At 71.5% G+C, this 23470-nt stretch carries 18 protein-coding genes and 1 tRNA gene; 6 read left to right on the forward strand and 13 right to left on the reverse strand.

The genetic code is table 11. The features are described 5' to 3' along the window. Nucleotides 1-45: 45 nt before the first annotated feature. Both ACGFN2_RS32400 and ACGFN2_RS32405 read right to left on the reverse strand, forming a co-directional pair. The gene (locus ACGFN2_RS32400) at nt 46-2577 is read right to left on the reverse strand and encodes an ABC transporter permease (protein ID WP_393366298.1); all 2532 of its coding nucleotides are present in this window, start codon (nt 2575-2577) and stop codon (nt 46-48) included. Nucleotides 2578-2625: 48 nt separating this feature from the next. Then, nucleotides 2626-3438, reverse strand: a complete 813-nt coding sequence (locus ACGFN2_RS32405) for an ABC transporter ATP-binding protein (RefSeq protein WP_393366300.1) — start codon at nt 3436-3438, stop codon at nt 2626-2628. A 471-nt stretch (nt 3439-3909) separates the two neighbouring features. Between ACGFN2_RS32405 and ACGFN2_RS32410 the strand changes: the two genes are divergently transcribed. After that, nucleotides 3910-3991 (forward strand) — tRNA-Leu (locus ACGFN2_RS32410). A 92-nt stretch (nt 3992-4083) separates the two neighbouring features. Here the strand turns inward: ACGFN2_RS32410 and ACGFN2_RS32415 are convergent. Together ACGFN2_RS32415 and ACGFN2_RS32420 are read right to left on the reverse strand one after the other, a co-directional pair. Then, nucleotides 4084-5253, reverse strand: a complete 1170-nt coding sequence (locus tag ACGFN2_RS32415) for a glycosyltransferase (RefSeq protein ID WP_362608859.1) — start codon at nt 5251-5253, stop codon at nt 4084-4086. Then, nucleotides 5253-8099, reverse strand: coding sequence for a CDP-glycerol glycerophosphotransferase family protein (locus tag ACGFN2_RS32420; protein ID WP_393366353.1), 2847 nt, complete (start codon nt 8097-8099; stop codon nt 5253-5255). Before ACGFN2_RS32420 ends, ACGFN2_RS32415 begins: the two co-directional genes overlap by 1 nt. A 627-nt stretch (nt 8100-8726) precedes the next feature. Here ACGFN2_RS32420 and ACGFN2_RS32425 point away from each other — a divergent pair. Then, nucleotides 8727-9590, forward strand: coding sequence for a Bax inhibitor-1/YccA family protein (locus ACGFN2_RS32425; RefSeq protein ID WP_362608857.1), 864 nt, complete (start codon nt 8727-8729; stop codon nt 9588-9590). 137 nt (nt 9591-9727) lie between these two features. On the opposite strand, the gene ACGFN2_RS32430 is transcribed toward ACGFN2_RS32425, so the two are convergent. Next, entirely contained in the window at nt 9728-9955 is a 228-nt protein-coding gene (locus ACGFN2_RS32430) for a DUF4287 domain-containing protein (RefSeq protein WP_362608855.1), read from the reverse strand. A gap of 98 nt (nt 9956-10053) precedes the next feature. Here ACGFN2_RS32430 and ACGFN2_RS32435 point away from each other — a divergent pair, with 98 nt between their 5' ends. Continuing rightward, nucleotides 10054-10413, forward strand: coding sequence for a hypothetical protein (locus ACGFN2_RS32435; RefSeq protein WP_393366303.1), 360 nt, complete (start codon nt 10054-10056; stop codon nt 10411-10413). A 16-nt stretch (nt 10414-10429) separates the two neighbouring features. Here the strand turns inward: ACGFN2_RS32435 and ACGFN2_RS32440 are convergent, their stop codons facing one another. From ACGFN2_RS32440 to ACGFN2_RS32450, 3 genes are all read right to left on the reverse strand, one after another. Then, nucleotides 10430-11386: a hypothetical protein gene (locus ACGFN2_RS32440; RefSeq protein ID WP_362608852.1), complete on the reverse strand. Its 957-nt coding sequence runs from the start codon at nt 11384-11386 to the stop codon at nt 10430-10432. Nucleotides 11387-12038: 652 nt separating this feature from the next. Continuing rightward, entirely contained in the window at nt 12039-13259 is a 1221-nt protein-coding gene (locus ACGFN2_RS32445) for an acetyl-CoA C-acetyltransferase (RefSeq protein WP_393366305.1), read from the reverse strand. 205 nt (nt 13260-13464) lie between these two features. After that, a complete protein-coding gene (locus ACGFN2_RS32450; RefSeq protein ID WP_393366307.1) occupies nt 13465-14478 on the reverse strand; it encodes an SGNH/GDSL hydrolase family protein in 1014 nt (337 codons plus the stop codon). A 197-nt stretch (nt 14479-14675) separates the two neighbouring features. Between ACGFN2_RS32450 and ACGFN2_RS32455 the strand changes: the two genes are divergently transcribed. Next, nucleotides 14676-16064, forward strand: coding sequence for a cystathionine beta-synthase (locus tag ACGFN2_RS32455; protein WP_362608847.1), 1389 nt, complete (start codon nt 14676-14678; stop codon nt 16062-16064). A 356-nt stretch (nt 16065-16420) separates the two neighbouring features. Here the strand turns inward: ACGFN2_RS32455 and ACGFN2_RS32460 are convergent, their stop codons facing one another. The 4 genes from ACGFN2_RS32460 to ACGFN2_RS32475 all read right to left on the reverse strand — a co-directional run bounded on the left by ACGFN2_RS32460 (nt 16421) and on the right by ACGFN2_RS32475 (nt 19976). Further along, nucleotides 16421-16834 carry a hypothetical protein gene (locus ACGFN2_RS32460; protein ID WP_362608845.1) on the reverse strand — a complete coding sequence of 138 codons (414 nt, stop codon included), beginning with the start codon at nt 16832-16834 and terminating at the stop codon, nt 16421-16423. Between the two features lie 41 nt (nt 16835-16875). Further along, nucleotides 16876-18288, reverse strand: coding sequence for a cytosine permease (locus tag ACGFN2_RS32465; protein WP_362608843.1), 1413 nt, complete (start codon nt 18286-18288; stop codon nt 16876-16878). 141 nt (nt 18289-18429) lie between these two features. Continuing rightward, nucleotides 18430-18984, reverse strand: a complete 555-nt coding sequence (locus tag ACGFN2_RS32470; protein ID WP_362608842.1) for a cysteine dioxygenase family protein — start codon at nt 18982-18984, stop codon at nt 18430-18432. Further along, nucleotides 18981-19976, reverse strand: coding sequence for an amidohydrolase (locus ACGFN2_RS32475; protein WP_393366311.1), 996 nt, complete (start codon nt 19974-19976; stop codon nt 18981-18983). The genes ACGFN2_RS32470 and ACGFN2_RS32475 overlap by 4 nt, the downstream gene beginning before the upstream one ends. A 217-nt stretch (nt 19977-20193) precedes the next feature. On the opposite strand from ACGFN2_RS32475, the gene ACGFN2_RS32480 reads away from it, so the two are divergent. Then, nucleotides 20194-21237 (forward strand): LacI family DNA-binding transcriptional regulator, encoded by a 1044-nt coding sequence (locus ACGFN2_RS32480; RefSeq protein ID WP_393366313.1) that lies wholly within the window; start codon nt 20194-20196, stop codon nt 21235-21237. Nucleotides 21238-21457: 220 nt separating this feature from the next. Next, nucleotides 21458-22522 carry a sigma-70 family RNA polymerase sigma factor gene (locus tag ACGFN2_RS32485; RefSeq protein ID WP_393366355.1) on the forward strand — a complete coding sequence of 355 codons (1065 nt, stop codon included), beginning with the start codon at nt 21458-21460 and terminating at the stop codon, nt 22520-22522. Here the strand turns inward: ACGFN2_RS32485 and ACGFN2_RS32490 are convergent. Then, on the reverse strand, nt 22500-23426 hold the full coding sequence (locus ACGFN2_RS32490) for an ABC transporter substrate-binding protein (protein ID WP_393366315.1): 927 nt from the start codon (nt 23424-23426) through the stop codon (nt 22500-22502). The genes ACGFN2_RS32485 and ACGFN2_RS32490 overlap by 23 nt on opposite strands. Nucleotides 23427-23470: the final 44 nt, after the last annotated feature.

Consider the following 23470-nt stretch of genomic DNA (forward strand, 5'->3'; position numbering starts at 1 on the left):
GGCCCCGGCCGGCCCCGCCCGGGACCTCCGCCCGGCCTCCGCCCCCTATTCGGCCTTGATGGCGGCCAGCATGTTCATCCTGGCCGCGCGGTGGGCCGGCCAGAGGGCGGCCAGGACGCCGACGGCGGCGGCGAGGGTGAGGAAGAGGGCCAGTCGGCCCCAGGGGAGCACCAGTTCGTAGCTCGGCAGCACCTTGGCGAGCAGTTCACCGGCGGCCCAGCCGAAGAAGACGCCCAGGCTGACGCCGAGCACCCCGCCGAAGAGCGAGATCACCAGTGACTCCAGCCGCACCATGCGCTTGATGCCGCGCCGGTCCAGGCCGATGGCGCGCAGCATGCCGATCTCCTGGGACCGTTCGAAGACCGACATGGCCAGGGTGTTGACGACGCCGAGCACCGCGACGATCACGGCCATGGCCAGCAGGCCGTAGAGCATGTTCAGCATCAGGTTGAACATCTTGGCGATGCCGGCGGAGATGTCCTGCTTGTCGGCGACGGTGATCGCCGGGCTGTTGCCGAGTGCCTTGGCGAGCGCGTCCTTGTGCGCGTCGGTGGCGCCGCCGTCCATCTTGACCAGCACCTGCGTGTCGGTGGCGGACTTCTGGTGGGGTGCCAGGGTGGCGTTGTCGAGGATGATGCCGCGGAACATGTCGTTGCCCTGGTAGACGCCCGCGACGGTCAGTGTCGTCTTCTTGCCGTCGAGGAACGTCACCGGGACCGAGGAGCCGGTCCGCCAGCCGTTGTACTCGGCGGTGTCCTGGTCCACGACGACCTGGTTGCCCCGCAGGCTGCCGAGTGAGCCGTCGGTGAAGGGGAGCTGGGTGAGGGTGCCGAAACTCCGGCCGTCGACGCCGGTCAGCTGCTCCGTGCCGCGGTCCGTCCGGGCGGCGTCCTCGCGCATCGGGCTGCTTGCCACGACCCCGTCGGTGTCCTTGAGGGTCTTCGCCACCTCGGGGGAGAGCGGAAGGTGGCTGTCCATGGAGACGACGTAGTCGGCCTTCAGGGACTCGCTGGCGAGTTTGTCGATGCCCTTCTGCACGCTGCCCGCGATCACCGTCATGCCGGTGATCAGGGTCAGCCCGACCATCAGCGCGGAGGCCGTGGCGGCGGTGCGGCGCGGGTTGCGGACGGCGTTCTGCCGGGCGAGGGTGCCCGCGGTGCCGAACAGGCGCAGTACGGGGGAGGCCAGGGCGATCAGCGGGCGGGACAGCAGCGGCGTCAGGATGAACACGCCGATCACCAGCAGGACCGCCCCGACGGCCATCACGGCCTTGCCGTCCTTCATGCCGGTGGCGACCAGTACCGCGGCGGTGCCGGCGCCGGCGAAGAGCGCCCCGAGGGTGTTGCGGACCACCAGCGACTTGGTGGTGGGGACCGCGTGCACGCTGTTCATCGCGGCGACCGGCGGGATCTTCGCGGCGCGCCGGCCCGGCAGCCAGGCGGCCAGCACGGTGATGACGATGCCCACGCCCAGCGCGGTCAGGACGGCGGTGGGTGAGACCACCAGGGGGCCGTCGGGCACCGCCTCGGCGGTGGTGCTCATCAGCGCGCGCAGTCCGGCGCCGATGCCGATTCCGGCCAGCAGGCCCGTCACGCCGGCTATCGCGCCGACCACGAACGCCTCGATCAGCACCGAGCGGGTGACCTGGCGGCGGCTGGCGCCGACGGCCCGCAGCAGTGCCAGTTCGCGGGTGCGCTGGGCGACCAGCATGGTGAAGGTGTTGGCGATGAGGAAGAGGCCGACGAAGAGCGAGATTCCGGCGAAGACCAGCAGCCCGGTCTTCATACCCTCCATCTGCTGCTCGACCATCTTGGCCTGGCCGTCGGCGAGCTGCTTGCCGGTCATGGATTCGGCGCTGCCCGGGGGCAGGGCCTTCCCGATGGCCTGCCGGAGGGCGGTCTGGGAGGTGCCCGACGCGGCGGTGACCTGGATCTCGCTGAATCCGGGCTGGTGGAAGAGCTTCTGGGCGCTCTTGGTGTCGAACAGCGCGAGGGTGCCGCCGGCCGCGACCTTGGCGTCGTCGGTGGTGAAGATGCCGGTCAGCTTCTGCTCACGGACCGGTCCGTCGACGGAGATCCGTACGGTGTCGCCGACCCGGTAGCCGGCCCGGTCGGCGGTCCGCGCGTCCAGCGCGAACTGGTCCGCACGCGTGGGGGCGGTGCCGTCGCGCAGCGGGTAGCGGCTGTCCTTGCCGTCCTTGCCGGGGAAGTAGTTGCTGCCGCGGGTCGAGAAGCCGGAGCCGATCAGCTTGTCGTGCTTGTCGGCGATGGCGGTGTAGCCGTCGACGAGGCCGATGGTGGTGGCGGCGCCGGGCACCTTGGCCACCGTGTCGAGCAGCGGGCGGTCGAGTTGCGGGGACGTGCCCGCGGCGTCGGACGAGGCGTCGCCCGACGGCGCGTGGAGGGTGACGTCGACGTTCTCGAAGCTCTTCTGGGAGCTGTTGCGGAAGGCGTCGGAGAGGGTCGAGGTGAAGACCAGGGTGCCGGAGACGAAGGCGACGCCGAGCATGACGGCGAGGACGGTCATCAGCAGCCGGGCCTTGTGCGCAAGCACGTTGCGCAGGGCGGTACGGAACATGAGGGGTCCTGGAGGAGAGGTCCGGGTACGGGTGGCGGCTGCCGAAGGTCAGCTCGTACGGCCCTGGGAGCCGGGTCCGGAGGAGTGGGCGGTGCTCCCGGAGAGCCGCCGCATGCGCTCCAGCACCGTGTCGGCGGTCGGGCCGGGCATGTCGTCGACGATCCGGCCGTCGGCGAGGAAGACCACCCGGTCCGCGTAGGAGGCCGCGACCGGGTCGTGGGTCACCATCACCACGGTCTGGCCGAGTTCGCGCACGGAGTTGCGCAGGAAGCCGAGGACCTCGGCGCCGGAGCGGGAGTCGAGGTTTCCGGTGGGCTCGTCGGCGAAGATGATCTCGGGCTGGGAGGCGAGGGCGCGGGCGACCGCGACCCGCTGCTGCTGGCCGCCGGAGAGCTGGCTGGGGCGGTGCTTGAGCCGGTTGGCCAGGCCGACGGTCTCGACGACGCGGTCCAGCCAGGCGCGGTCGGGCTTGCGGCCTGCTATGTCCATGGGCAGCGTGATGTTCTCCAGGGCCGTCAGGGTCGGCAGCAGGTTGAAGGCCTGGAAGATGAACCCGATGCGGTCGCGCCGGAGTTGGGTGAGCTTCTTGTCCTTGAGTCCGTTCAGCTCGACGTCGCCGATCCGGGCGGAGCCGCCGGAGATCGAGTCCAGCCCGGCCATGCAGTGCATCAGCGTCGACTTGCCGGACCCCGAGGGACCCATGATCGCGGTGAACTCGGCCTGCCGGAAGTCGACGGAGACCGCGTCCAGGGCGACCACCTGGGTCTCGCCCTGTCCGTAGACCTTGGTGAGGTCCGTGGCGCGGGCTGCCGCCACGGTGGCGCGGGTGGCGGTGGCGACGCCGGAGTGGTGGGTGGTCACGGGAGGGGCTCCTGTCGTACGGGGACCGTCTGATCCGCTGCGGCCGCGCGGGTTCGGGCTGCCGACGGGAAGCGGACGTTTCCATCGTGAGCCAGCGGGCGGGCCCGTACGTCAACCCCTGTGGTCGCTTTCGACCACCCCTGGGATGTATCGGAGGTCCGGCTGTCATCCCTGCGGAGGAGGCGGCTCCAGATGCCGTTGCCGTGCCCGCGGCGGCCGGAGGGGCGGTCCGGCGGCGCTGACGGGCGAGCTGACGAGACGTCGACTTTCCGTCAATTCGGGCATGAAAATGCGCCGGGGGGCTTCCCGGCGGAGGCGGGCTTCAGGCATGTGCCGAAGGCCTGTACCGGCCGCTGATGCTCACTCAGTTGCCAATAAAATAAGACAACCTCGGGAAGAGCGGCCGATCTGCGTGGTGCGCTGCGGGCTACGCTCGTGCTGCCCTCTTTGAGGTGGCATGGGGGACCCCAGGCCCGGATGGTGGAATGCAGACACGGCGAGCTTAAACCTCGCTGGCCTACGGGCCGTGCCGGTTCAAGTCCGGCTCCGGGCACTCCGCAACGCAGCGGAGCTTAACTGAATTTTCAACGAGAAGGGCCGCCCGGGGGAAAGCCGACGGCCCTTCCATCATTGTGCGTTGCCGGCTCAGCGCTCCACGAGCGCGAACAGGCTCTCCCAGCGGCCGGCAATCTCCTCCGTGGAGAACCGCTGGATGTTCTCCCGGGCCGCTTCGCCCATGGTGTCCCGAAGCTCCTTGTCGGACATCAGAGCGCCGAGATGCCGGGCGAATTCGGTGACATTGCCCGGCGGGGCGAGGAATCCGTCCACGCCGTCCGTGATGATCTCGTGGACGCCCGGAGCCACGTCGAAGGCCACACAGGGCACCGCCGTCGCCATCGCCTCCATGGGCGCCAGGGGGAAGCCCTCCCCGCGCGAACTGAGCGCGAAGACCGCGCCCTCCCGCAGCGCCCCGGGCACATCGGAGGTCCGGCCCATCCAGGCGACCGAGGCGGCGATGCCCAGCTCCGCGGCCTGTTTGCGCAGTGCCTCCTCTTCCTCGCCGGAGCCGTAGACCCGCAGCGTCCAGTCGGGGTGCTGCGGGGCGACCCGGGCCCAGGCCTCCAACAGCAGGTCCACGCCCTTCTCTTCGTGCAGCCTGCCGATGCTGACCACGGCCTTGCCGGAGCGGTCCGAGGGCACCTCGGGGAAGAAGGGCAGCGGGTTGGGCATGAAGCCGACGTTGTCCATCCGCTGCCGAATCCAGCGGTCCGCGTCCTCCCGGGTGAGCGTCAGCATCCGGTCGACGTCCTGGTAAAACCGCTTGACCCGGGCGAAGCGGGAGGACTTGCGGCAGGTGTCGAAGGACTCATGGCTCATCCCGATCACCGTCAGGCCCGCCGTGTCGGCCAGCGCGACCCACTCCATGGCCCAGACTTGTGTGACGATCACCACCCCGCCCGGCTTCGCCGCACGGAACAGTGCGCTGAGCTTGGCGGCCTGTTCCCGCATCCCGGCTTCCCGGGCCGCCCGGCGGCGCTGCTCGACGACGTTGAGCCGGTCCCTGATCCCGCGGACGGGGGTCACGCTCGGCGGGTGCTCGGCGTACAGCGTGGTGGTCCGGAACGGCAGGTCGGCGGCGAGTTCCTGGACCCGCCCCTCGGGCGGCGGCACCACCCCGACCAGGTGCACCCGGTGGCCCCGCTCGCTGAACAGCCGCGCCATCTGGTGCGACCAACTGGTGATGCCGCCCAGCTCGTTGACGCTGTTGGACACGAAGAGGATGTCCCGCGGCTCGGCTGCGTTCGACTTGGTCATCAACGGCTCCACTGCGCGAAAAACTGATCGACGATGCTCCGGGCGGCATCCCCCCGGTCGTATTCGCCGAACTTGGCGACGAATTCCCTGCGGCGCTGGGCGTATTCCAGGGTCTGTGACTCGAAGGACTTGATCGCCTCGTGGAAATCGTCCTCGGTGCGGACCACCGGGCCCGGCGCGTGCTCCAGCAGATCGAAGTAGGTGCCGCGGCCCTCGTGCACATACGCGTCGTAGTCGTAGGTGAAGAACACCTGCGGACGGTCGAGCAGCGCATAGTCGAACATCACCGACGAATAGTCGGTGATCAGCCCGTCGGCCAGCTCCAGCAGGGGCGTCACATCGTGGCGCGCCGATACGTCGATGACCCGGCCCTGCACGGTCGGCGGCAGCACCACGTGATTGAGGTAGTGCGAACGGACCAGGAGGACATAGCGGTCGCCGAACTGATCGGCGAAACGCTCCACGTCAAAGGGCAATTCGAAGCGCCCGTGCCGGCCGCCCGCCTTGCGGAACGTCGGTGCGTAAAGCAGCGCCGTCCGGTCCTCCGGAATGCCCAACTCCGCCGCCAGCGGCCCCCGTTCACGCACTCCCCGCTCGGCTTCCCGCTGCCGGGCGCGGACCAGCGCGTCATTGCGCGGGTACCCCACCCGCAGCAGCGTCCGCTCCTTGAGCCGGAATGCCCTGGCCAGGGTGTGCACATCGTGCTCGGAGCGGATCAGGAAGCGGTCGAAGCGGTCCAGCGAACGCTGCTGCTCGTCCTGCTGCCGGCGGGTCTGCGCCTTCAGCGCCGGCTGGTCGAAGCCCATGTTCTTCAGCGCCGAGCCGTGCCAGGTCTGGAGGTAGGTGGTCTCCGGGCGCTTGGTGAGCTTGAGCGGGTAGCTCTGGTTGTCCACCCAGAACTCGGCCTGCGCCAGCGCCTTCAGATACGGCAGCGACCAGCGCCGTACGAGCGTGACGCCCTTCGGGAAGTCCTTCGGGGACCCGCTGTAGGACCAGATCGCCTCGAACTCCAGGCCCTGCCGCTTCATCTCCTCGTAGATCGCGCGCGGGCTGTCGCTGTACTGCTTGCCCAGGTGGCTCTCGAAGACCACCGTGCGCTTCTTGACCGGCAGCCGGCAGAACACCTCGTGGTAGGCGCGGAGTTTGTTGTCGCCGGAGGTGACCTTCTTCCGCAGCGCCTTCGCCTTGCGGTAGCCGGTCTTGGCCAGCGTGCCCGGGGTGCCGCGCACCCCGCGGGTGATCAGCTCCTGTACGCGCTCGGCGCCGCGGCCCTCGCTGACCAGGCGGAACGCCAGATGCCCCTTGGCCGAGACATGCGGCTGGAGGTGGTCGGCGACCATCCGCGTCAGCCGCGGCCGCACCGGCAGCGGCCCGGACAGCCCGGTGTCGGCGACGGTGAGCCGGGTCGTGGTGCGCACCCCGTCCACGTCCAGGCGGAGCCGGACGTCCCAGATGGTGTCGACGATCCCGAGCGGGCGCAGCTTGGCGGCGAGGTCCGCGTCGGCCTCCCAGGTGAGGGTCTCGCCCTCGTGGCGCAGCTCCCGTACCGGGAAGTGGAAGGACTGCAGGCTGCGCCGCCGGGCGCTGAACTCCAGGTCGCCCCTGAGCCGGGCGCCGGGGGGGACGACGCCGAGCGGGTTGGTGATCCGGCCGGCCAGGGAGACGGCCTTGCCGGACGTGCTGAAGCGGGTGAGCTGGTTGCGCAGGAACAGCTGGTTGACCGGCTTCTCGTGGTAGCCGATATCGGTCACGTCCAGGATCTCGCGCCCGAACGCGTCATCGAAATGGCCGCCGCACCAGTAGATCCGGCCGTTGTGCTCGGTGAGCGGTGCGGAGACCTTGTCGCGGTTGATGAGGGTGTCGACCGCCGGGATGAGGTTGTCCCAGTCACCCTGCTGGAGCAGATAGGCACAGATGGCCTGGATCGGCTGCACCCGTTCGTAGGCCTCGGGGGCGATGCTCGCGAGGTATTCCCGGGAGAGCTCGGAGAATTCCCGGCGGTAGGCGTCGTCGCGGAACGGCAGGTCCCGCAGATGCAGCACCAGATCGTGCTTGAGGAATTTCACGTCCTTGGCGAGCTTCAGCTCTTCCAGTCCGCGTTCGGCCAGCAATGCGTCGATGCGCCGGTGAATCTCCAGCCGGTGCGCGTAGTTCGTCATTTCGTGGCGCCGGTTCGTCACCGACTTCACGGCGGCCCGTTCGTATACGTGCCAGAAATAGACCTGATTGGGGATCAGGGTGATGCGCCGCGCCGCGAGGTAGGCGTCGGCGATAAACATCAGGTCCTCGTAGAACATCCCCTTGGGGAATCGGAGATTGTTCTCGATGAGGAAGTCACGGCGATAGCATTTGTTGGTGGACAGGGTGTCCCAGACGAACAGGTCCGGCAATTCCGTGACGGACTCCAGCGTGCGGGTCGTGGAATACAGCCAGGCGTACCACTCGTCGCGCTTCTGGTTGCGGGTGTCCTTGTGCAGCCGGACGCACAGCCCGGAAACGATATCCGAACCGGATTCCTCGGCGGCCTCCAGCATATTGCGGCACGCATTGATTTCCAGGACGTCGTCGCTGTCCAGGAACATGACATAGCGGCCCTCGGTGTGCTGGATTCCCGCATTGCGCGGCTCGCCTCCCGCACCGCTGTTCTCCGGCAGCTGGAAGGCTCTGACCCGCCCGGGGTGGTCGGCCGCCAGTCGCTGCGCCACTTCGAAAGAACGGTCGGTGCTGCAGTCGTCGACGATCACCACCTCGACGTCCCGGAGCGTTTGGTCCAGCACGGACTGAACCGCGGTCGGCAACCGGTCGGCGTCGTTGTAGACGATGACGACTACTGAGACGTCAGGCACAGGCACCTCAACCCTCTTTCGCTGCTGTTTCCCGCCAGAATAGCCCTATCTGTACCTTCGGATGACAACCGATCGCACCCATAGCATTACAGATAGTGAGCTCCGGGGGCAGTGAGAAGGGGCATTCCGGGATCGGATCTTGACCCTGCGTCAGCCCGGCAGATCCACCCACCGGGGCGAGCTCCGGCCGGCAGGGAAGACGGCCCCTCCCGTGAATCGGTTGCCTGTCGCGCCCGGAGACGTCCGTTGCGATCAGACCTTTATCGGATTCCGTTCGCCGGCAGTGGGAAGGCGCCCGGACGGAGCAGAAGGGAAATCCCTGTTCGAGCGCCGGCGGTACGGCAACGGAGGAGGACAAGAGGTCGGCGAGAAGGTGAACGGGCACCGGGTGGAGACCGAATAGGGGGAATGCCCGGCGCCGGGCAGTGGGGCGCTGTGCCGGCGGTCCGGCGAGCGGCGCGGTCCGCATCCCGCCCGGGCACGTCTCCGGCGGCCCGTACGTCCTCCTCATGGTGGAGGTGCCGTCACCGGTTCAGGGAAAGATCCTGCTCAAGAACTAGCGACGTGCCTTTGCCAAGCCATTACGCTTGCCGTCAAGGCCGCGCAGGGCGGCCATGGAGGAGTGAGATGAGGAGCAGCAACCCGGTCTTCTCGCGACGGGGGTTCAGCCGCGACACCGGCTACGCGGGCTTCAACGCGCCGCCGCAGGCCGGGGGCCCCGCCGCGAACCCGTACGCAGGAGCGAACCCCTACGCGCAGGGTGGCAACCCCTACGCCCAGGGCCAGCAGCCCGTCACCCAGGCACCGCCGCAGTACACGCCGCAGACCCGCCCGATGACGATGGACGATGTCGTCACGCGCACGGGCATGACGCTCGGCACGGTCATCGCGGGCGCCACCGTCGGCTGGCTGTTCCTGACCCAGAGCCTCGGCTTCGCCATCGGGGCCGGTCTGGTCGCGATGGTGCTGGCGCTCGTCCAGTCCTTCAAGCGGAAGCCGTCGCCCGCCCTCATCCTCGGGTACGCGGCGCTGGAGGGCCTGTTCCTCGGTGCGCTGAGCGGCTTCCTCGACGGCCTGCCGAACATGCACGGCGCCCCGATGCAGGCGGTGCTGGGCACGATGGCGGTGTTCGTCGCCATGCTGGTCGCCTACAAGACGCGGATCGTGCGGGTCACCGCCCGCTTCACCCGCTTCGTGATGATCGCGGCGCTGGGCTTCGTCCTGCTGTCGCTGGTCAACGTGCTGTTCATGGTGTTCGCCGGCGGCGAGGGCCTCGGCTTCCGCAGCGGCCCCCTGGGCATCGTCTTCGGCATCGTCGGTGTGGTCCTCGGCGCGCTCTTCCTGGCGCTGGACTTCAAGCAGGTCGAGGACGGCATCGCCTACGGCGCTCCGCGTGAGGAGTCCTGGCTGGCGGCGTTCGGTCTGACGCTGACCCTGGTGTGGATCTACATGGAGATGCTGCGGCTGATCTCGATCCTCAGGGGCGACTGACGCCCCGTGACGCCCGGCGCACCGCGCCCGGCACTCACGCCGAAGGGCCCGCAGGCGAACTGCCTGCGGGCCCTTCGGCGTGAGTGCCGGGTGATGCGTGTCCCGAGCGGGGCCGGCCCTCTGACCGGCGCCGTGGATCAGAACTTGCGCGCAGCGCGCCTGAGGTCGTGTTCATGGACGATTGCTTTGGCGTGGCCGTAGGCGAGGTTGTGCTCGCCGCGCAGCCAGCTGACCTTTTCATCGAAACGGAAGAGAGCGGGGCCTTCGTCGACGGCGCGCAGCCAGTCGGCGATTTCCCGGCCGGTGCACTGCGGGATACGAGAGAGCATGTTCCGGTGGGTCTCTTCGGAGAAGAGCTGAGACATCGGCGCCTCCGGACGCGGTCGATGCTGGTTCTTCCGCCCACCGTGCCTGAGCGTTCGGGCGTTGGCAACCACCCGGGAGTGGCGCATAGGCTCACGGCGTGCTTGACGTGACCCCCTTGCAGACCGCCGTGGACGCCCTCGCCGACCGCCTCCGCGCGCTGCCGCAGAGCAGGCTCGACCAGGGCGCGGCGGCCGAAGCGCTCGCCCTGGCGCGGCGGTTGGCGACCCGGGCGCAGCTGCTGGAGCGGCCGGGCGAGTCCCCGTACGAGCTACCGGACGCCGGGATGTTCGCGGTCGGCGACCAGCTGGCGGTGGCCGGACACGATCTGGTCGAGGCGCTGCGGGCCGCGGCGGCACGGTTGGCCGACGGGACGGGGGACTCTGACGCGAAAGCGGCCCCCGCCGGCGAACTGGCGGAGGCCGTACGGGACGTCCGGGCGGTGGCGGACCGCTGCTGAGGTCCGCCGCGCCGGGTCAGAGCGAGGCGATGACGCGGTCCGCGAGGATGTAGACGCTCTCCTCGCGGGACTCGCCCCAGGAGAAGGTCAGCGCGTACGCCCCGGAGATACCGGAGCCACCCAGGAGGACGGGGGTGCGCCCGGCGTGCAGGGCGGCGGCCACCCGCTCCGCGGTCTCGCGCTGCCCGGGAGTCAGGCAGAGCGTGGTGCCGTCGGCGAAGACGTAGACGTCCAGGGTGCCCAGCGGGCCGGGGCGGACGTCGGCGAGCGGGGTGGCGTCCTGCGCCAGCTCCTCCAGGCGCGCCACGGTGCGCTCATGATCACTGATCACCGGGGAGGGCGAGAAGTCCGGGTGCGAGGGGTGGCGCCGGCGCGCGGCGGCCAGCTCGGCGGACTCGGCCTCTTCGACCGGCTCCAACTCAGGCGCGTCCAAGGCGTCCAGCGCCTCCAGGGACTCCATCGCCTCCAGGGCGTCCGGGCCCAGCAGCGGCTCCAGGCCGGCCGGGTCCGCCTGGCGGGGCAGGAACGGCTGGGTGTCGAGCCGGTCGTACTCCGGGCGGTCGGACGGGTCGCGCTGGTCGGCGCGGGGGTCCAGCAGGCTCTCGTCGCCGAGCCCGACCAGCCCGCCGAGCAGGGACGGGGCGTCGGCGGCGTCCCGGGCCTCCTGGGCGGCCCAGAAGGCGCGGGCCTCGGCGAGTTCGCGCTCCCGCTCCTCGGCCAGCGCGTCCGCGACGGCGGCGCGTATGTCCGCGAGCGGGGTCTCGGCGGCCGGTACGGCGCGCGCGGCGGGAATGGCCGCGGCGGCCGGGGACACGGCGGCGGCGCCGGCCGCGGTGTCCTGACGGACGGCGAGGAGGTCGGCGTGCAGCTCGGCGATCTGCCGGCGCAGGGCGCGGGCGGTGCGCAGGGCGGCGGCGCCCAGCGCCACGGCGGTGGCCGCGGCCAGCAGCAGGACGAGGGTGGTGACGTTCATGCCGAAACCTCTCTCCGTTCCGTCCCGCATGCGCGAGACGCGCACCTCGTGATGCGCTCGGGGTGCTCGCTCATGCGTCCTCCCCACTTCGCTCGGCGGCCCTGTTCCCACGGACCGCGCATCGGTACCCGGACTTCCCCGGCCGTCGGACGGGGCCCCCTAGTTGATGCGCTCGCCCGGGATCACGCCTGGTAGTGGCTCGGTCACCGGCGTACTCCCGTTAGCAGAATGTTCTCCGACTTCCTACATCAGGCTGCCGGGGGTCGGCGACCGCACCTTGCGCCCTATGCCCCGAAATGGCGGGGAGTCGGGGCTCTGTGAGAGGTGGCGCCACCGCGCTGACCTGCAAGAACGCCTCTCCCCCAGGGCGTTGGTCACAATCCTGGGGGAGATTGGGTCGCGATCTCGTTACCGAGTGGCGCAGGTCACGCCGTGTCGCCGCCCGTGTTCACGCGAGTGCGAAGGGTGTGCGCGGGGCGGGAGTTGGTCCGTTTTGCCGCGCACGGCGGTGGGTGAGGCCGGGAGGCCGGCCCCTGCCCTCCGCTGCGGCTCAGCTCAGCCGCGCGCTCATGGTCGCGCTGAGCTTCGCCTCCGCTGCGGGCGGATGCCGGGCACTCGTTCCTCGCACCCGGCCTCCACCCTCCGCTGCGGCTCAGCTCAGCCGCTCGATCACCATCGCCATGCCCTGGCCGCCGCCGACGCACATCGTCTCCAGGCCGAACTGCTTGTCGTGCCACTGGAGGGAGTTGATGAGCGTGCCGGTGATACGGGCGCCGGTCATGCCGAAGGGGTGGCCGACGGCGATGGCGCCGCCGTTGACGTTCAGACGGTCCAGGTCGATGCCCAAGTCCCGGTAGGACGGGATCACCTGGGCGGCGAACGCCTCGTTGATCTCGACCAGGTCGATGTCGGAGACCGAGAGGCCGGCCCGCTGCAGGGCCTGCTTGCTGGCCTCGACCGGGCCGTAGCCCATGATCTCGGGGGAGAGGCCGGAGACGCCGGTGGAGACGACCCGGGCCAGCGGGGTCAGGCCCAGCTCGCGCGCCTTGGTGTCGGACATGACGACCAGCGCCGCGGCGCCGTCGTTCAGCGGGCAGCAGTTGCCGGCGGTGACCAGGCCGTCGGGGCGGAAGACCGGCTTGAGGCCGGAGACGCCCTCGACGGTGACGCCGGCGCGCGGGCCGTCGTCCTGGGAGACGACCGTGCCGTCGGGCAGCGTGACCGGGGTGATCTCCCGCTCCCAGAAACCGTCGTTGATCGCCTTCTCGGCGAGGTTCTGGGACCGCACGCCGAACTCGTCCATGTCCTGGCGGGTGACGCCCTTGAGGCGGGCGAGGTTCTCCGCGGTCTGGCCCATGGAGATGTAGGCGTCCGGGATCAGGCCGTCCTCGCGCGGGTCCTGCCAGCCGGCGCCCGCCTCCTCGGCGCGCGCCGCGGTACGGGCCTCGGCGTCGGCGAAGAGCGGGTTATGGGTGTCCGGCAGGCCGTCGGAGCTGCCCTTGACGCTGCGCGAGACGGTCTCGACACCGGCCGAGATGAAGACGTCGCCCTCGCCCGCCTTGATGGCGTGCAGCGCCATACGGGTCGTCTGGAGCGAGGAGGAACAGTAACGGGTGATGGTGCACCCCGGGAGGTGGTCCATCCCCATCTGGACGGCCACGATGCGGCCGAGGTTGTGGCCCTGCTCGCCGCCGGGGAGACCGCAGCCGAGCATCAGGTCGTCGATGTCCCGGGGGTCCAGCTCGGGGACCTTGGCCAGCGCGGCCTGGATGATCGACGCGGTCAGGTCGTCCGGGCGGACGTCCTTGAGCGAGCCCTTGAAGGCGCGGCCGATCGGGGAGCGGGCGGCTGAGACGATCACGGCTTCGGGCATCACACGGCTCCAAGTGCGCGGGAAATGGGCGGACTGTGTGGGAAGTTACCTGCACGTACAGCTGAGGTCACGGGGTGGGTGCTGTGATGCGGGCCTCTTTTCTAAGCGGGCGCTTATAGGAACGGGGCGGGGCCGCCGGGTATTCCCGTACGACCCCGCCCCGTTCCGCCGTGCACCGCTCACCGCCGGGCCGGCGGCCGCCCGCTCATGGGGTGACGGACGACGGGCCGGTGCGCTCCGCGGCCGGCAGCTGACGGCGCCTGCGGTGCTTGAGCAGCGCCCAGGGGGCGCGGGAGGCGGTGACCTCCGTGCCGCCCTCGGAAGCCGCCTCGGCGGCCGCCTGCTCGACCGGCAGGATGCCCTCGCCACGGGCCGGCTCCGGCCGCTCCTCCTCCGGCCACAGGCCGAGCGAGGCGCACAGCGTCGGCAGCACCGCCATCGCGGCGGTGGCGTAGCCCTCGGCCGACGGGTGGTAGTTGTCCGGCCCGAACAGCTCGCGCGGGTGCGCCTCGAACTCGGGGCCCAGCAGATCGCCGAGCGAGACCGTACGGCCGCCGCTCTCGATCACCCCGATCGTCTGGGCGGCGGCCAGCTGCCGGGAGAGCCGCCGGGCCACCCAGCGCAGCGGCTGGTAGACCGGCTCGACGCTGCCCAGATCAGGGCAGGTGCCGACGATCACCTCGCAGCCCGCGGCGCGCAGCCGGCGCACCGCCCCGGAAAGATGGCGGACGGACTGCGCGGGCGGCATCCGGTGGGTGACATCGTTGGCGCCGATCATGATGACGCAGACGTCCGGGACCTCGGCGCCCGCCGTCAGCAGCAGCTCCACCTGGCGCTCCAGGTCGTCGGACTGCGCGCCGGGCAGCGCCACGTTGCGGAAGTCGACGGGCAGCTCGGAGAGCGCGGCCAGGCCGGAGGCGAGCAGGGCGCCCGGCGTCTGGGAGGCGCGGTGCACACCCTGGCCCGCTGCGGTGGAGTCGCCGAGGAAGCCCAGGCGCAGCGGCGGGCGGTCGGTGCGGTGGCCGAAGGCGGCGCCGTAGCGGCCGTCGGCGCACGGCGGGATGTCGCTGGAGCCGCCGACCGTACGGCGGGCCAGCCGGACCTCGGTCAGCAGTACCCCGACGGTGGCGACGCCGAGCAGCCCGACCCCGCCGCCGCCGAACGCGGCGGCGGTGGCGATCCGGCGGGCCACGCGCGCCCTGGACATCGTCATCGGCATGGGCCGGGCACCTCCCCGTGCAGTGCGGGCGCGCCACGGCCCCGGGGGCCGGACGCGCGCTTGAAACGGCAAGAACTCCTACAACAGGGTGTTGCCCGTTCCTGCACGGAACGCAACGCACCCTTCCTCTAACGGACCCGGGCAATAGGCTGGCCGCACGGGCGCAGGAGAGCGTGCCCCCGACCGCGGAGACCACCGTGCAGTTTTACGATTCGATGATTGAGCTCGTCGGCAACACCCCGCTCGTGCGGCTCAACAACGTGACCAAGGGCATCCAGGCCACCGTCCTGGCGAAGGTCGAGTACTTCAACCCGGGCGGGTCGGTCAAGGACCGGATCGCCGTGCGGATGATCGAGGCCGCCGAGCAGTCGGGTGAGCTGCAGCCCGGCGGCACCATCGTCGAGCCCACCTCCGGCAACACCGGTGTGGGCCTGGCGATCGTCGCGCAGCAGAAGGGTTACAAGTGCATCTTCGTCTGCCCCGACAAGGTGTCGACGGACAAGATCAATGTGCTGCGGGCCTACGGCGCCGAGGTGGTGGTCTGCCCCACCGCCGTCGACCCGGAGCACCCGGACTCGTACTACAACGTCTCGGACCGGCTGGTGCGTGAGACGCCCGGTGCCTGGAAGCCGGACCAGTACAGCAACCAGAACAACCCGCGCTCCCACTACGAGAGCACCGGCCCCGAGCTGTGGGAGCAGACGGGCGGGCGGATCACCCACTTCGTGGCGGGCGTCGGCACCGGTGGCACGATCAGCGGCACCGGCCGCTATCTGAAGGACGCCAGCGACGGCAGGGTCAAGGTCATCGGCGCCGACCCGGAGGGCTCCGTCTACAGCGGCGGCTCCGGGCGCCCGTATCTGATCGAGGGCGTCGGTGAGGACTTCTGGCCGACGGCCTACGACCGTACGGTCGCGGACGGGATCGTGGCGGTCTCGGACAAGGACGCCTTCCAGATGACCCGGCGGCTGGCCAAGGAGGAGGGCCTGCTGGTCGGCGGCTCCTGCGGGATGGCCGTCGTGGGCGCGCTGGAGGTCGCCGCGAAGCTCGGCCCGGACGACGTGGTGGTCGTGCTGCTGCCGGACAGCGGCCGGGGCTACCTCTCCAAGATCTTCAACGACGAGTGGATGGCCGACTACGGCTTCCTGGAGGAGGGCGGTCCCGCCGCCCGCGTCGGCGACGTGCTCCAGCACAAGGAGGGCGCGCTGCCCTCGCTGGTGCACATGCACCCGGAGGAGACCGTCGGCGAGGCGATCGAGGTGCTGCGCGAGTACGGCGTCTCGCAGATGCCGATCGTCAAGCCGGGTGCCGGGCACCCCGACGTGATGGCCGCCGAGGTCGTCGGCTCGGTCGTCGAGCGCGAGCTGCTGGACGCGCTGTTCACCCAGCGCGCCTCGCTGACCGACCCGCTGGAGAAGCACATGTGCCCGCCGCTGCCGCAGGTCGGCTCGGGCGAGCCGGTCGCCGACCTGATGGCGGTCCTGGAGAGCGCGGACGCCGCGATCGTCCTCGTCGAGGGCAAGCCGAAGGGCGTGGTGAGCCGGCAGGACCTGCTGGCCTATCTGGCGCGCGAGGCCGGCAAGTAGCAGCGGTTCCCGGCGGCCGTCCTCCGGGGCGGCCGCCGCGCCGTGCCCGTCACGGCGTCAACTGGCCGACGGGAAAAGGACGTCGGTGCACGGGCGTCGGGAAACGGGCCGTCACCGGAAGGTGTACGCGGGCGTCATGTGCGCGCAGCACACGCTTAACACGCGTCGGGCACAGTCGTGGGTACGGCGACAAGGACCTCCGGAGCGGCTCCCGGACCTCCCTCATCGCCGCCCGGACGCGACCGGCCCTGACCCGGCGCGTCCCTCGCGGGGACCGCCGTCGTCCCGCCCCTGGCCCCCCGGCCGGGGTGCGGCGGTCCCCGCGACACCTTCCCCGGCCCGCTCCTGGCGGAGCCTCAGTCCACCGCGCCGTCGCCGCGCTCCGTCCGCGGACGCGGCGCCTGCCGGGTGCGTGAGCCGTGCACGGCGTTGACGCCGACGATGCCGGCCCAGGTCACCAGCAGGCCCGCCAGGCCGGCGTACGCCGCCGCGACCGTGGACAGCGGGATGGCCAGCAACAGGGAGAAGGCGGCGAAGCCGAACCGCTCCCAGAACTCCCTGCCGCCGCCCGCCCGGCGGGGTGGCAGGGTGCCGCGCGCCACCTGTATCTGCTGCTCGGCCAGCTGCCGCCGCACCCGCCGGTCGACGCCCGCCTCCAGCTTCTCCAGGAAGGACTCCAGCAGCTCCGTCTCGTACTCCGGCCCCAGCTCCTTGCGCGTCTGGAGGGTCGCGTCGAGTTCCTTGCGCAGTTCGGGGTCGTGTGTCGCCATGCTGCAGAGCGTACGGACGGTGAGCGGGCGGCGCGCTGGGGTTAACCCCCCGATCCGGCGGGGGTGCGCTCCCCTTCGAGCGTGCCGGGCCCGGCCGTGCGGGCGGTGTCGTGACGGGCGGCGAACCAGTAGAGGACGGCCGGTACCGCGAGCCCGACCAGCCAGGAGATGTCGGCGCCGCCGAGCGGTGCCACCAGTGGGCCGGTGTAGAAGTGCGTGGCCAGGAACGGCAGCTGGGCCAGCACCCCGAGGACGTAGACCGTCAGCGCCCGGGCGTTCCAGGCCCCGTAGCGGCCGGCCGGGTCGCTGAGCGCCGGGATGTCGTAACGCTCCTTGGAGATCAGGTAGTAGTCGACGAGGTTGATCGCCGACCAGGGTGTGAAGAACGTCAGCAGGAAGAGCAGGAAGTCCTTGAAGGACGTCAGGAACGAGTCCTTGCCCAGGAGCGCGACGGCGGTGCCGGCCACCATGATCCCGGCGATGTAGGCGGCGCGTCCGCGCGGGGAGAGGGTGCGCTGCCCGCGGAAGCCGCTGACGCTGGTGACCAGCGACATGAAGCCGCCGTAGGTGTTGAGGACGTTGATGGTGAGCTTGCCGAGCGCGATCACGAAGTAGAGGAACGAGGCGATCAGCCCCGCGCCGCCCAGGCCGACGACATAGCCGACCTCGTGTCCCACGAACGCCGCCGGTGCCGCGGCGGCCGCCAGCGCGCCGAACGTCATCGACCACTGCGAGCCGAGCACCGAACCGGCCAGCGTCCACCAGAACGTGGCGCGCGCCGAGGTGTGCCGCGGGAGGTAGCGCGAGTAGTCGGCGACGTACGGGCCGAACGCCAGTTGCCAGGACGCCGAGAGGGAGACGGCGAGCAGGAAGACCGGCAGCCCGAAGCGGTGGTCGGCCAGGAGCGTGCCGAGGTCGGCGCGTTGCAGCAGCCGGATGCCGAGGTAGACGAAGGCCAGCGCGCAGACCAGGCCGGCGATCTTGCCGAGGGTGTGGATGAGGCGGTAGCCGACGGTCGCGGCGACGGCGGTGACCGCGGCGAAGAGCACGATCCCCGGCGTCTCCCCGAGGTGGGTCAGCTCGCCGACCGCCTGCCCGGCCAGCACGCTGCCGCTGGCGAAGAACCCGATGTACATCACGATGACCAGCGCCAGCGGGACCACCGCACCGCGCACCCCGAACTGCGCCCGGGAGGTGATCATCTGCGGCAGCCCCAGCCGGGGCCCCTGCGCGGAGTGCAGCGCCATCACGGCGCCGCCCAGGAGGTTGCCGAGCAGCAGCCCGATCACCGCCCAGAAGGCGTTCGCCCCGAAGACGACGGCCAGGGCGCCGGTGACGACGGCGGTGATCTGGAGGTTCGCGCCCAGCCAGAGGGTGAACTGACTGACCGCGCTGCCGTGCCGTTCGTCGTCGGGGACGACATCGATGGAGCGCCGTTCGACCACACCTGCCATGAATCCGCCTCGGTCGCCGCCTGTATGGATTCATGCAGGATCGATGGCAGTGAATGGAAGGTCAATAGGTAGGGCCGATGACCACGGTTAATTACTGGTAACGGCCACCTCGGGCAGCGGTCGCCTGAGGCGGTGACCGCCTCAGGTGGCGGCCGTCGCGTCCAGCGGCCGCAGCTCCTCGGCGTACGAGACCGAGAGCCGCCGCATCAGCCCGTCCTCGGTGATGTCGTACTGCCCCAGCCGCCACAACGGCGGCGAATAGGCGTGCACCGACACCGCGTCGTCGGTCGCCCCGGTCAGCCGGTGGATGTGGTCCGGGCCGAAGCAGAACGAGGAGCCCGCGCCGACCGCGGTGGCCGGGTGCGCGCCGCCGATCCGGGGGTTGGACTCGGTCAGGACGCCCTGGACGACGCGCACCGCCCCCGAGGAGAGGTCGTGGTCGTGCCAGCCGGTGTCGTTCTGCCGGGTCCAGCACAGCAGCCAGACATCGACGAACTCATCGCGGTAGAGGGACGCGTAGTGCCGCTCGGTGTCGGAGAAGGCGACCTGCTCGCGCCACAGGTCCGGGCGCGCGGCGAGCGTGTCGACCAGGGTCCGCAGCTCGCGCTTGTCGAGGGTGCGCTCGGGCAGTGCGGAGAACGGCTGCTCGCCGTCGGGGACCTCACGGGCGGCGGCCTGGGAGGTGGTGTCCGTCATGGGCGGGCTCCATTCGTCGGGCCCAGGAGGCGGGCCGGATTGGTGTGGCGCAGGGCGTGGACGGCGGCGTCCGAGCCGAGGCCGGGGAGGGCGGGATCAAGAGACGCGGCAAGCGGCGCTTCCCGTGGAGAGTGGTGGCGGGCGACGGGTCGGGCATAGGGGCGGTCGCTGCCGCTGACCACCACATCGATGCCGACGGCCCGGACGAGGGCGTCCACCGCACGGGCCCCGTAGGACGACGTCTCGTAGAAGACCCGGCAGTCCACCCTGCCGCGGTCCCGGCCGCCGCCGCGCGCGACCAGCCGCTCACCGTGCAGCGGCGCCAGGCCGGCCAGCGCGGCGAAGCAGACCCGCAGCTCCGGGTGGCGCGACCGACCGAAGGCCCGGAAGGCGAACCAGGAGGCGTGCAGCTGCTGGACGTAGGGAACCAGGGCGGGCCACCAGGCGGGGGTGGGGGCGGTGCCGGCGGTGGGGGCCGGCGTGTCGGTGGGTGGTGCCGCGCCGGGGTGGACGAACAGTGGCTTGTCCTGCTCGGCGACGACGTCCAGCAGGGGTGCGCAGCGGGCCCAGCCCGCGGCGTCGAGGAGGGCGGTGGCGGGGAGCTGGAGGCCCACACAGCCGCGCGCCAGCGCACCCCGCAGTGCCGCGGTGTCCGGCTCGGCGCCGGAGAGGCAGGCCGAGGCCCAGACGCCGAAGGGGGCGGGCAGCTCCAGCGCGCCGTCATGGAAGGCGGCGAGCAGCGGGGCGGCCTCCGCGGGCGGCAGATATTCGATGCCGAGCGGGCTGGAGAGCGACACCAGGGCGCGGTCCAGGCCGTCGGCGCGGGCGAGCCGGGTGCGGGCCGCGGCGTCGTGGTCGGCGGGGTCGACGGCGTACGGCGGCTCGCCGGGCAGGTGCAGCGTCCAGCCGTCGAGCCGGGGCGGCGCGGCGCGGGACCGCAGCAGGGCCACGAACCCGGGCGGCCAGAGGTGCTGGTGGACGTCGGTGTGCACGGGCCTCCCTCCGGGGCGGCGCGGTCGGGGGAACGGCACTCGCGGCCGGGCCCGCCGCGCTGAACCGCTTCACTTAAACGGTTCACTGATGCGCTTAAGTGAAACGGTTAACAGCCGCCGCTGTCAAGGACGCACCGGCCCCGCCGGGCCGTGCGCGCCACCGGGCGCGACCGCATCGTGGCCGGGCGCGGTGCCCTCCTTGGGTAGGCTTCCGGGCATGGCCAGGCCCAATAAGCGCACCACCCTCCGCGAGGTGGCCGAGGCCACCGGACTCTCCACCGCCGCCGTCTCCTACGCGCTGCGCGGCAAACACGTCTCCAAGGAGACCGAGGAGCGGGTGCGCAGGGCCGCCGCCGAGCTCGGCTACGAGGCCGACCCGATCGCCCGCGCGCTGGCCAGCGGCCGTACGAGCACGGTCGGGGTGCTCGCCGGGGACCTGCAGGACCTGTGGCAGCAGCACCTGATGGCGGCCATAGGACGTGAGCTGCTGGCGGGGGACCGCTACGCACTGATCCTCGACGCGGGCGGCGACCCCCTACGCGAACTGGCCCTCGCCAAGCAGCTGCGGGACCAGCGGGTGGACGGTCTGCTGGTCTCGCCCGTCGATCCGTCCGCCGAGGGCTGGTCGGTCATCGCCGACGCCGTGCCGGTGGTCTCCATCGGCGACGCGCTGAGCCGGGCCCGTACGGCGGGTGAGGTGCTCTTCGACAACCGGGCGGGCATCGACGCGGTCCTCGACTACCTCCGCGGACTGGGCCACCGCCGGGTCACCGTGCTGACTCCGACCGGCCCCTCCACCCCCGACCGCCCCGCCGACGTCTATGTCCGCGAGGCCGCCGGCCGCCTCGGCATCGAGGCCGAAGTCCTGCCCTGCCCGCAGGAGTTGGACGCGGCGACCGCGATGGCCCGCCGCGTCCTGGCCAACAGCCCGGACGGCCGCCGCCCGGCCGGCGCGCTCGCCCCGCCCACCGCCGTCTTCTGCTTCTCCGACTCCATCGCCTACGGCGTCTACGCGGCCGCCGCCGAGGCCTCCCTCACCGTCGGCCGCGACCTCTCCGTCGTCGGCTTCGACGACCACCCCGTCTCCCGGGTCCTCACCCCGCCCCTGACCACCGTCGACTGGGGCCTGACCGACATCGCCAAGGAGGCTGCCCGCCTCGCGGTCGCCGCCATCGAGGGCCGCCGCGTCCGCCGCAAACGCATCCTGTGCGCCCCCCGCCTCTCGGAACGGGGCTCGGCGGCGGCGCCCGTGCGGGGATGAGGCCGCGGGCGGCCGTCGCCGAACGCCGCGCAGTGGACACGTAACCGGGGCACCGGACCCGGGGGCCGGCCCGTCCGCGTGGGCCGCGCCGGGCCCGCCGTCCCCGTCCGGGCTCCGGCTGCACGGTGCCGTGGTGAGGAGCAGACTGGTGCCGGGCGCTCCGGTACGGTCGGGGCGTGTGTACCGGTGGTCGGCCGACGGGCGGATGGGCGGGTCCTCGATGAAACGGTCCTCGACGGACGAGGCCGCGGCGGCGGGTGAGGCCGCCGGGCGGCGTGGTGGCGCGGCGGCGGACGGGGGCGCGCCGCAGGGGGAGCCGGCGGACCGGCTGGAGGCGCACCGTACCGAACTGACCGGCTACTGCTACCGGATGCTGGGGTCGGCGTTCGAGGCCGAGGACGCCGTGCAGGAGACCATGGTGCGGGCCTGGCGGAGCTACGACCGGTTCGAGGGGCGCTCCTCGCTGCGGTCCTGGCTCTACCGGATCGCCACGAACGTCTGCCTGGACCTGCTCAAGGGCAGTCAGCGCCGGGCCCGGCCGATGGACCTCGCCTCCCCGTCGAGCGTGGACGCCCCGATCGGCACGGGGCTGCCGGAGGCGACCTGGATCGGGCCCGTCCCGGACCAGCGGGTGCTGGCGTCCGCCGGGGACCCGGCGGAGACCGCCGTCGCCCGGGAGTCGGTCCGGCTGGCCTTCATCTCCGCGCTGCAGCGGCTGGCGCCCCGGCAGCGCGCGGTGCTGATCCTGCGGGAGGTGCTGAGCTGGTCGGCGAGCGAGGTCGCCGAGCTGCTGGGAAGCTCGGTCGCCTCGGTCAACAGCGCGCTCCAGCGCGCCCGCGCCACCCTCGCCGCGTCCGGTGACGGCGCCGCCGACGCCCCGCGGCAGCCGCTGGACGAGGCCCAGGAGGCGCTGCTGCGGCGCTATGTCGACGCCTTCGAACGGTTCGACATGGACGCGCTCACGGCCGTGTTGCACGAGGACTCCACGCTGTCCATGCCGCCGTACGCACTGTGGCTGCACGGCCGCGGCGACATCCTGAAGTGGCTGCTCGGGCCGGGCGGCGGCTGCGAGGGCTCGCGTCTGGTGCCGGTCCGGGCGAACGGCCGGGCGGCGTTCGGGCAGTACCGCGCGGACGGCACGCCCTGGGCGATCCAGGTCATCGAGGCGGCGGACGGCCGGGTCACCGCGCTCCAGTGCTTCCTGGACACCGAGCGGCTGTTCCCGCTCTTCGGACTGCCGCCCCGCTACGACGGCACCGGGGTCAGCTCAGCTTCTGCTTCCTGAGCCAGGCCTCGGCCACCCGGTCCGGGTCGCGCTTCTCCTTGTCGACGAGGCGGTTGAGTTCGGTGAGCTGCGGGGTGGTGAGGGTGTTGCCGAGGCGGGCGAGCGCCTTGCGGACCCTGGAGTCGGCCTTGCGGGCGGCGATCAGCGGGACGATGTGCTGGGCCGGGATCAGCTGCTTGGGGTCGGCGAGCAGGACCCAGCCGTTCGCCGCGGTGTCGACGTCGGTGGTGAAGACGTTGGCGACGTCGATGTCGCCCTTCTTCAGGGCGCCCTTGACCAGCGGACCGGAGGAGTCCAGCGCCTTGAACTCCTTGAACTCCACGCCGTACTTCTCCTTGAGGCCGACCAGCCCGACCACCCGCTTCTTCATCTCGGCGGCGGCGCCGAAGACCAGCTCGCCGTCGGCCTTGCGCAGGTCGTCGAGCGTCTTCAGCCCGTAGCGGTCGGCGGTCTCCCGGGTCACGGCGAAGCTGTCGCGGTCCTCGGCGGCGGCGTACGGGAGGACTTCGAGGCCGTTGGGCAGCACGGTGGCCAGCGCGTTCTGCATCGCGCCCGCCTCGGTCTCGGTGGCGTGCTTGTCCAGGTAGAGCAGCAGGCTGCCCTGGTACTCGGGGAGCAGATCGATATCGCCGGACCGCAGGGCGGGGACCACGATCTCGCGGGAGCCGAGGTTGGGCTTGACGGTGGTCTTCACCCCGGCGGCGTTCAGCACGCCCGCGTAGAGGTAACCGAGGATCTGGTTCTCGGTGAAGTTGGCGGTGCCGATGGTCAGTCCGCCGCTGCTGCTGCCGCTGTCACCGCCCACGCCGTTGCCCTTGAGGGAGGTGATGCCGGAGGAGCAGGCGGCCAGCAGCGGGGCCGAGGCGCCGGCGAGGAGCGTGGTCAGGACGGTACGGCGGTTCATGGGCGGGACTCCTCGGGACGGAGGGACGGGGCGGCGGTGCCCGG

The organism is Streptomyces sp. NPDC048612 (assembly GCF_043199295.1).
In the GTDB taxonomy this organism is placed as follows: Bacteria; Actinomycetota; Actinomycetes; order Streptomycetales; family Streptomycetaceae; genus Streptomyces.

Coding starts and splice junctions, on each gene's coding strand:
- ACGFN2_RS32400 (WP_393366298.1), bottom strand. CDS start 2,577: ATGTTCCGTACCGCCCTGCGCAACGTGCTTGCGCACAAGGCCCGGCTG.
- ACGFN2_RS32415 (WP_362608859.1), bottom strand. CDS start 5,253: ATGACCAAGTCGAACGCAGCCGAGCCGCGGGACATCCTCTTCGTGTCC.
- ACGFN2_RS32425 (WP_362608857.1), top strand. CDS start 8,727: ATGAGGAGCAGCAACCCGGTCTTCTCGCGACGGGGGTTCAGCCGCGAC.
- ACGFN2_RS32430 (WP_362608855.1), bottom strand. CDS start 9,955: ATGTCTCAGCTCTTCTCCGAAGAGACCCACCGGAACATGCTCTCTCGT.
- ACGFN2_RS32440 (WP_362608852.1), bottom strand. CDS start 11,386: ATGAACGTCACCACCCTCGTCCTGCTGCTGGCCGCGGCCACCGCCGTG.
- ACGFN2_RS32445 (WP_393366305.1), bottom strand. CDS start 13,259: ATGCCCGAAGCCGTGATCGTCTCAGCCGCCCGCTCCCCGATCGGCCGC.
- ACGFN2_RS32450 (WP_393366307.1), bottom strand. CDS start 14,478: ATGCCGATGACGATGTCCAGGGCGCGCGTGGCCCGCCGGATCGCCACC.
- ACGFN2_RS32460 (WP_362608845.1), bottom strand. CDS start 16,834: ATGGCGACACACGACCCCGAACTGCGCAAGGAACTCGACGCGACCCTC.
- ACGFN2_RS32465 (WP_362608843.1), bottom strand. CDS start 18,288: ATGGCAGGTGTGGTCGAACGGCGCTCCATCGATGTCGTCCCCGACGAC.
- ACGFN2_RS32470 (WP_362608842.1), bottom strand. CDS start 18,984: ATGACGGACACCACCTCCCAGGCCGCCGCCCGTGAGGTCCCCGACGGC.
- ACGFN2_RS32480 (WP_393366313.1), top strand. CDS start 20,194: ATGGCCAGGCCCAATAAGCGCACCACCCTCCGCGAGGTGGCCGAGGCC.
- ACGFN2_RS32485 (WP_393366355.1), top strand. CDS start 21,458: ATGAAACGGTCCTCGACGGACGAGGCCGCGGCGGCGGGTGAGGCCGCC.
- ACGFN2_RS32490 (WP_393366315.1), bottom strand. CDS start 23,426: ATGAACCGCCGTACCGTCCTGACCACGCTCCTCGCCGGCGCCTCGGCC.